At 68.8% G+C, this 6,564-nt stretch carries 10 protein-coding genes; 3 read left to right on the top strand and 7 right to left on the bottom strand.

Annotated features, from left to right (window positions below):
• Positions 1 to 158: 158 nt before the first annotated feature.
• The 6 genes from RDU12_RS10900 to RDU12_RS10875 all read right to left on the bottom strand — a co-directional run bounded on the left by RDU12_RS10900 (position 159) and on the right by RDU12_RS10875 (position 3,884).
• A complete protein-coding gene (locus RDU12_RS10900) occupies positions 159 to 671 on the bottom strand; it encodes a hypothetical protein (protein ID WP_308684607.1) in 513 nt (170 codons plus the stop codon).
• 73 nt (positions 672 to 744) lie between these two features.
• Positions 745 to 1,065, bottom strand: coding sequence for a YbjQ family protein (locus RDU12_RS10895; RefSeq protein WP_300293550.1), 321 nt, complete (start codon positions 1,063 to 1,065; stop codon positions 745 to 747).
• A gap of 2 nt (positions 1,066 to 1,067) precedes the next feature.
• Positions 1,068 to 1,586, bottom strand: a complete 519-nt coding sequence (locus RDU12_RS10890) for a dihydrofolate reductase (RefSeq protein ID WP_300293545.1) — start codon at positions 1,584 to 1,586, stop codon at positions 1,068 to 1,070.
• The gene (locus tag RDU12_RS10885; protein ID WP_300293547.1) at positions 1,583 to 1,882 is read right to left on the bottom strand and encodes a phosphoribosyl-ATP pyrophosphohydrolase; all 300 of its coding nucleotides are present in this window, start codon (positions 1,880 to 1,882) and stop codon (positions 1,583 to 1,585) included. The genes RDU12_RS10890 and RDU12_RS10885 overlap by 4 nt, the downstream gene beginning before the upstream one ends.
• A gap of 165 nt (positions 1,883 to 2,047) precedes the next feature.
• Positions 2,048 to 2,902, bottom strand: a complete 855-nt coding sequence (locus RDU12_RS10880) for a thymidylate synthase (protein ID WP_300289577.1) — start codon at positions 2,900 to 2,902, stop codon at positions 2,048 to 2,050.
• A gap of 259 nt (positions 2,903 to 3,161) precedes the next feature.
• Entirely contained in the window at positions 3,162 to 3,884 is a 723-nt protein-coding gene (locus RDU12_RS10875) for a sterol desaturase family protein (RefSeq protein WP_300289578.1), read from the bottom strand.
• A 185-nt stretch (positions 3,885 to 4,069) separates the two neighbouring features.
• Here RDU12_RS10875 and RDU12_RS10870 point away from each other — a divergent pair, with 185 nt between their 5' ends.
• Together RDU12_RS10870 and RDU12_RS10865 are read left to right on the top strand one after the other, a co-directional pair.
• Positions 4,070 to 4,720 carry a TetR/AcrR family transcriptional regulator gene (locus RDU12_RS10870; protein ID WP_300289579.1) on the top strand — a complete coding sequence of 217 codons (651 nt, stop codon included), beginning with the start codon at positions 4,070 to 4,072 and terminating at the stop codon, positions 4,718 to 4,720.
• Between the two features lie 162 nt (positions 4,721 to 4,882).
• Complete coding sequence (locus RDU12_RS10865) at positions 4,883 to 5,443, top strand: hypothetical protein (RefSeq protein WP_300289581.1); 561 nt, start codon at positions 4,883 to 4,885, stop codon at positions 5,441 to 5,443.
• Here RDU12_RS10865 and RDU12_RS10860 read toward each other — a convergent pair.
• Entirely contained in the window at positions 5,340 to 5,891 is a 552-nt protein-coding gene (locus RDU12_RS10860) for a DUF924 family protein (protein ID WP_300289582.1), read from the bottom strand. The two genes, RDU12_RS10865 and RDU12_RS10860, sit on opposite strands and share 104 nt — an antisense overlap.
• On the opposite strand from RDU12_RS10860, the gene ilvC reads away from it, so the two are divergent.
• A partial coding sequence (gene ilvC, locus RDU12_RS10855; RefSeq protein WP_308684606.1) for a ketol-acid reductoisomerase occupies positions 5,890 to 6,564 on the top strand: 675 nt, incomplete at its 3' end. The genes RDU12_RS10860 and ilvC overlap by 2 nt on opposite strands.

The raw sequence follows: 6,564 nt of genomic DNA, 5'->3' as shown, positions 1-6,564 counted from the left end.
CCTCGGCGTGCCCTTCCTCGGCGACCTGCCGCTGGACGCCGCCCTGCGCCAGGCGGGCGACGCCGGCCGCCCGCTGGTCTCGGCCGAACCCGACGGTGACACGGCCCGGCGCTTCGCCGTCGTGGCGGCGCGGATCGCGGACCTGCTCGGCGTCTAGCTCACAGCTTGCCGAAGGCCACGCCCTTCCAGCCCCAGCCCGCCTCGGCGGCCGCCTTGTGGAGCGGTCCCTTGATCTCGTTGGTGTTGAATTTGTAGCTGTAGACCTCGCCCCACGAGCCGTCCTCGCGGAAGGCGTAGACGCTCTCGAAGCTCATTTCCCACGACTGGCCCCGGAAGCCCGAGCCCGCCAGGGTCAGGTCCGGCGTCCCGGCCCGCCACTCCACCGACCATTCCTGGTCGGCCGAACGCACCACCCCGTTCGCCTCGTCGAACTTCATCAGCACCTTGAAGACCCGCTGGATCCCGGCCTTGGCGAAGATCTCGTACCACCGGGCGTCGACGATCCGCCATTCGGCCACCAGATCGACCCCCTCCGGCGCCCCGTCGCGGACCCGCCAGGGCGCGGTGTCCCGGTTCAGCCCCAGCAGCCGCTCGCGCAGCGCCGCCGCGGACTCGCGCGTCGCGCCCGCGGGCGCCGCCCGGCTGCCGGTCAGCCAGCTGAAAACACCCATGTCCAGGTCCCCCGACCCCCGCCCATGAACGGGCCGCCCCGACAGTGGCACAGCCGCGCCGGAATGAAAGGACTCAGTCGGGCTCGACCACCACGGCGGTGCCATAGGCCAGCACCTCGGTGACGCCCTCCATGATCTCATTGGCCTCGTAGCGCATGGCGATCACGGCGTTGGCCCCCATTCCCTGCGCATGCGCGACCAGCTCGTCATAGGCCTCCTCGCGCGACGCCTCGGCCAGTTTGACATAGGCGCCGACCCGGCCGCCCAGCATCGACTGCAGCCCGCCGACCACGTCGCTCAGCGCGTTCCTTGACCGCACGGTGATGCCCCGCACCAGCCCCAGCGTCTTCACCACCCGGTGGCCGGGCACGTCATTGGTGGTCACGATCAGCATGGTCATTTCCTTTCCAGCACGCGGAAGACGAAATCGTGGTCGTCCTTCTCGCCCGCCGCAACCGCCTCCGACGAGACCTCGACCCACGCCCCCTCGTCGAAGGCCGGAAACAGCGCGTCCCCTTCCGGCTCGGCCTCGACCTCGGTCAGATACAGCCGCTTCGCCCGCGGCAGGGCCGCCGCGAACAGGGCCGTCCCGCCGATGACGCAGACCTCGTCGACCCCGTCGTCCATCGCCGTCTCGCGCGCGATCTCCACGGCCTCGTCCAGGGTGGTGCAGATCACCGCCCCCTTCGCCTCGAACGACTCATCGCGCGACAGCACCAGGTTCAGCCGCCCCGGCAGCGGCTTCAGCGGCAGGCTCTCCCACGTCCGCCGTCCCATGATGCAGGGCTTGCCGATGGTCACCGCCTTGAACCGCTGCAGGTCGCTGCGCAGCCGCCACGGCAGGTCGCCGTCGCGCCCGATCACCCCGTTGCGGGCCCGGGCGACGACGAGGGCGATGTGGGGCAGGGCGCTCACGCGGTCTTCTCCAGCCAGTGCAGCCATTTCCGCTGCATGGCCTGTTCGATATCGATCCCGGCCCGGTCGCAATAGATCAGCAGCATCCCCAGCACGTCCGCCGCCTCGTCGCCCAGCTTGCCGGCGTCGGCCGAGCCCCGCGCCCGCCCGCTCATCCGCAGATGCTCGGCCGTCAGCTCGCCCAGCTCCTCCTGCACCTTCAGCAGGGCCCAGTCGCCGGACCGCTCGATGCCGTGCTCGGCCGCATAGATGTCGGAGATGCGCAGGACGGCGGTGGACAGGTCGGAGAGGTTCAAATCACTTTCCTTTCGTCATCCCGGGGGCGCGCAGCGAACCCCGGGACCGGGCGGCGCCGAAGGCGACCTGTCGACGCTCCGGCGCTCCCGACAGTTTCGCGCTCTCGCGCGCCGCCGGGTTCCGGGGTCGCTCTGACGAGCGCCCCGGAATGACGAAAGTAAGCATCAGACCGCCACCGGCGCCTTGATATGCGGCCACGGCTCATACCCCTCGAGCACGAAGTCCTCGAGCGTATAGGCGAACAGGTCGTCCCGCGGCGTGATCGTCATCGTCGGCAGCGCCAGCGGCTCGCGCGCCAGCTGGGTCTCCGCCTGTTCGACGTGGTTCAGATACAGGTGGGCGTCGCCGAAGGTGTGCACGAACTCGCCCGGCTCCAGCCCGACCACCTGCGCCACCATCATGGTCAGCAGGGCATAGGAGGCGATGTTGAACGGCACCCCCAGGAACACATCCGCCGACCGCTGGTACAGCTGGCAGCTCAGCCTGCCGTCGGCGACGAAGAACTGGAACAGGCAGTGGCACGGCGGCAGGGCCATGTCGTCGACATCGGCCGGGTTCCAGGCCGAGACGATGTGCCGGCGCCCGTTCGGATTGGTCTTCAGCCCGACGATCAGCTTTTCGATCTGGTCGATCACCCGCCCGTCCGGCGCCGCCCACGAGCGCCACTGCTTGCCGTAGACCGGCCCCAGCTCGCCCTCGGCGTCGGCCCATTCGTTCCAGATCGAAACGCCGTTGTCCTTCAGCCAGCCGATATTGGTCTCGCCGCGCAGGAACCACAGCAGCTCGACGATGATCGAGCGCAGATGCAGCTTCTTGGTCGTCAGGACCGGAAAGCCCTTCGACAGGTCGAACCGCATCTGCCGCCCGAACACGCCCCGCGTCCCGGTCCCCGTCCGGTCGTCGCGCACCGCCCCGTTGTCGAGGATGTCGCGCAGCAGGTTTAGATACTGCCACTCCGGATGATCGGCCGCGACGGCGCCCGTGCGGGCTTCCAGCTCTGCGAGGGCGACGGCGTTCATGGGTGGGAGTTGACCCCCGAATCACCCCGCGCGTCCAACGCGAACGACACCGTCCAAACCGTGGTTGTGGGTGATTGCCAGCGATAACCGGGCCGGCTGTGGATCATCCTTCTCCCCTTGGGGGAGAAGGTGGCCCGGAGGGCCGGATGAGGGGTAAGTCGGCTCCAGCTGGACGGTTGCCGGCTGGCGTCAGACATCCCCCTCATCCGAGCGGCTGCGCCGCCCACCTTCTCCCCCGGAGGGGAGAAGGACACATTCCTCAGACCAGCTTCTTGCCCACCAGCAGCGCCCCCAGCTCGGCCGAGGCCCCGTCGTAGAACCCCGCCTGCTTCGGCGCGGTCTTCGGGTTGTCCCAGGTGCCGAAGATCATGTCGATCAGCGGCAGGTCGCAATAGTTCGACCGGTGCACGCCCCGCTCGTGATGCGCGGCGTGCATCTCCGGCCGGGCGATGAACCAGCCCAGCCAGCGCGGGGTGCGCACATTGGCGTGGGTGAACATGGTCATGAAGCTGTTGACCAGCACGATCGGGATCACCGCCTCGACCGACAGGCCGACGATCCACACCAGCGCCAGGCTGCCCTGCAGGGTGAAGGCGATCATGTCGAGCGGGTGGAACCAGAAGGCCCCGTACACGTCGATCCGCTCGGCCGAGTGGTGGGTCTGGTGCAGATGCCGCCACAGGAAATCGACCCCGTGCAGGGTCCGATGCCACAGGTACATGGTCAGCTGGAACAGCACGAAGCCGATCCCGAGCTGGAGCCACAGCGGCGTTCCGGTGAGATCGATCAGCCGATGCTCGGCCAGGAAGGCGTCCCAGATCAACGGGGCGAACAGGGCCACGGCCATGGAGACGGCGAACGCCGCCAGCCCGCGCAATCGCCAGGCCGGGCTCGCGGGATAGTCGCGGGGCCGCCAGACGGTGTCCAGCAGGATGAAACCGACGAACATCGCCGTGATGGAAACGGTTACAACATTGATCATTCTTAACCTCCGGAAGGGCGAAACGGGGAGGCTGAAGTGATATGAGGCGCCGCCGCGCACGGTTAGCCGTCGCATGGTCCAGTGAGCCGTCGGGGCGTATTTCCCACGCAGTTTCAACGCCATCTGATCAGAACAGGCCCGTTTCGCGGCCCGGTCATGTGGCCGAAATGAGGAAAACCGCACTCATGGTGCAGTCCCTTCTCCGCGAAAGACCCCAGATCCGCGTCTCCCGGGGCGAACAGACCCGCGACCGCATCATGGACGTGGCCGAGGCCTCGGTGCTGGCCAAGGGCTTCGCCGCCACCTCGATCGACGAGATCCTGTTCGAGGCAGGCATCACCAAGAGCGGCTTCTTCTATCATTTCCGCGACAAGAACGACCTCGCCCTCGCCCTGATCGAGCGCTTCCGCGACCGCGACCTGGGCATTTTCGACGACCTGTTCCGCCGCGCCGACGAGCTCAGCGACGATCCGCTCCACGCCTTCCTCGTCGGGCTGAAGCTGCTGGCCGAGGCCATGGCCGACATGCAGGCCGAGCGGCCCGGCTGTCTCGTCGCCACCTTCGTCTACCAGGACCAGCAGTTCGACGCCCGCGTGCGCGCCATCCTGACCGAGGTCACCGAAGTCTGGCGGGCCCAGTTCCGCGCGCGGATCGAGGCGATCGCCCTCGTCCACCCGCCGCGGGTCGAGGTCGACCTCGAGGCCCTCGCCGACATGCTGCTGACCATCGTCGACGGCAGCATCGTCATCGCCAAGGCCCTGGGCCGGCCGCGCCTGCTCGAAGACCAGATCCTCGCCTACCGCACCTTCGTGCGCACGGTGTTTCTGGGGGCGTAGGGGAGAAGGAAGAGGAATTGCTGCGCTGCAAATCCGCGCCCGGTCCTCACACTCTCACCCCTCAACTCCCTGTTTTCCCGAAACATCACCTCCCGGCCAGCGTCCTGAACGCGCCATAGGAAGCCGCGCCCGTACAATCCGTCTCTTCATCTGGAGGGACCCATGACAGACCTGCCCGAACCGGACGAGCCGCCCCGCCCCGGCCACCGCATCCATCCGCCGGAAACCTGGGAGCGCGCCCGCGACGACTATCTCGCGGGTCTCAGCGGCCCGGCCGTCTGCGCCCGCTACGGCCTCGGCCTCGCCGCCTTCCGCAAGCGCGCGGCGACTGGCGGCTGGCGTCGGATCGACCAGCCGGCGCCGATGCCGTCCGGCCCGATCGAACTCGACGGCGACATCCACGAGGCCGACTATTTCGATCTCGCTGAACTGGCGGCCATCCATCTGCGCGAAGCCATCGTCAACGGCCGCGCCGCCGAGGCGGCCGCCTGGTTGAGAATCCATTTCCGCCTCGACGAGGCCGCTGTTCAGGAGGCCGCCCTGCGCCGGGAATTGGGGGACGACGAGGTAGACGAGGTAGACGGGATCGACCCTGTTTTTTCCGCCCCGGGGTCTACCGTCACCCCCGGAAGCCGTCGGCCTCCAGAAACGCCTGCTCTTCCGCCGTCGTCTCCCGCCCCAGCGCCCGGTTGCGATGCGGAAAGCGGCCGAAGCGGGCGATGATCCCTTGGTGATGCTCGGCCCAGCGGTCGTCCGGCGCGCGCTCCATCCGGGTCTGGAACAGCGCCACCTGCCGGTCCTGATCGGCCGTGTCCTCCGAATGCTGCAGCGGCAGATAGAAGAACCGGCGGATGTCGCCCTCGGTCTCCAGATCGTGCCCCGCCTCGAGCGCCCGGTTCGCGAACATCCGCGCCAGCGGATCGGTGGCGAAGGCGTGCGCCGTGCCGCGGAAGCTGTTCCTCGGGAACTGGTCCAGCAGGATCAGCAGCGCCAGCGACCCCGCGGCCGTCGCGGCCCAGTCGTCCAGCTCGCGCCGGGCCGCGGCGACATGGGCGTCATGGAAGCGGCGGCGGAATTCGGCGTCGAAGGCCTCGTCCTTGGCGAACCACTTTTTCGGCCCCGCCTCTTTCCAGAAGGCGACGACGTCGGAAGGCGTTATGTCTGTGCTCATGACCGATAACCTAGGCGCCCCGCTCCCCGTCTTCCATGACCGCGACTGCGATCTCTCCATCATTCGCGGCAAGCGCGTCGCCGTGATCGGCTACGGCAGCCAGGGCCGCACCCACGCCCTGAACCTGCGCGACTCGGGCGTGACCGACATCGTCGTCGGGCTGAAGGCCGCCTCCGCCACCCGCGCCAGGGCCGAGGCCGACGGCTTTCCCGTCCTGAGCGCCGGCGAGGCCGCCGCCTCCGCCGACGTCGTCGCCGTCATGGTCTCGGACGAGGCCCATCGCGACCTGTGGCGCGACGAACTGGCCCCGGCGATGAAGCCCGGCGCCGCCCTGGTCTTCGCCCACGGCCTGTCGGTCCGCTTCGGCCTGGTGCAGCCGCGCCCCGACCTCGACGTCATCCTCGCCTCGCCCAAGGGCATCGGTCCGCGCATCCGCGACCTCTACGAAGCCGGGGAGGGGGTCTTCGCCCTGTTCGGCGTGCATCAGGACGCCTCGGGCGGGGCCCACGCCCTCGGCCTGTCCTACGCGGCCGCTCTGGGCTGCGGCCGCAAGGGCATTCTCGAGACCACCTTCGCCGCCGAGTGCGAGAGCGACCTGTTCGGCGAACAGGTGGTGCTGTGCGGCGGGGTCGGCGAACTGATCGACGCCGCCTTCAGCAAGCTGGTCGCGGCC

This window comes from Brevundimonas sp., from assembly GCF_031082345.1.
Lineage (GTDB): Bacteria > Pseudomonadota > Alphaproteobacteria > Caulobacterales > Caulobacteraceae > Brevundimonas.
Note: the sequence above shows the minus strand (reverse complement) of the source record. Positions and strands in the feature narration are given on the sequence as shown.

What these genes read in the sequence shown, in the direction of transcription:
- RDU12_RS10900 (WP_308684607.1), bottom strand. Translation starts at nt 671, where the DNA reads ATGGGTGTTTTCAGCTGGCTGACCGGCAGCCGGGCGGCGCCCGCGGGC.
- RDU12_RS10895 (WP_300293550.1), bottom strand. Translation starts at nt 1,065, where the DNA reads ATGCTGATCGTGACCACCAATGACGTGCCCGGCCACCGGGTGGTGAAG.
- RDU12_RS10880 (WP_300289577.1), bottom strand. Translation starts at nt 2,902, where the DNA reads ATGAACGCCGTCGCCCTCGCAGAGCTGGAAGCCCGCACGGGCGCCGTC.
- RDU12_RS10875 (WP_300289578.1), bottom strand. Translation starts at nt 3,884, where the DNA reads ATGATCAATGTTGTAACCGTTTCCATCACGGCGATGTTCGTCGGTTTC.
- RDU12_RS10870 (WP_300289579.1), top strand. Translation starts at nt 4,070, where the DNA reads ATGGTGCAGTCCCTTCTCCGCGAAAGACCCCAGATCCGCGTCTCCCGG.
- RDU12_RS10865 (WP_300289581.1), top strand. Translation starts at nt 4,883, where the DNA reads ATGACAGACCTGCCCGAACCGGACGAGCCGCCCCGCCCCGGCCACCGC.
- RDU12_RS10860 (WP_300289582.1), bottom strand. Translation starts at nt 5,891, where the DNA reads ATGAGCACAGACATAACGCCTTCCGACGTCGTCGCCTTCTGGAAAGAG.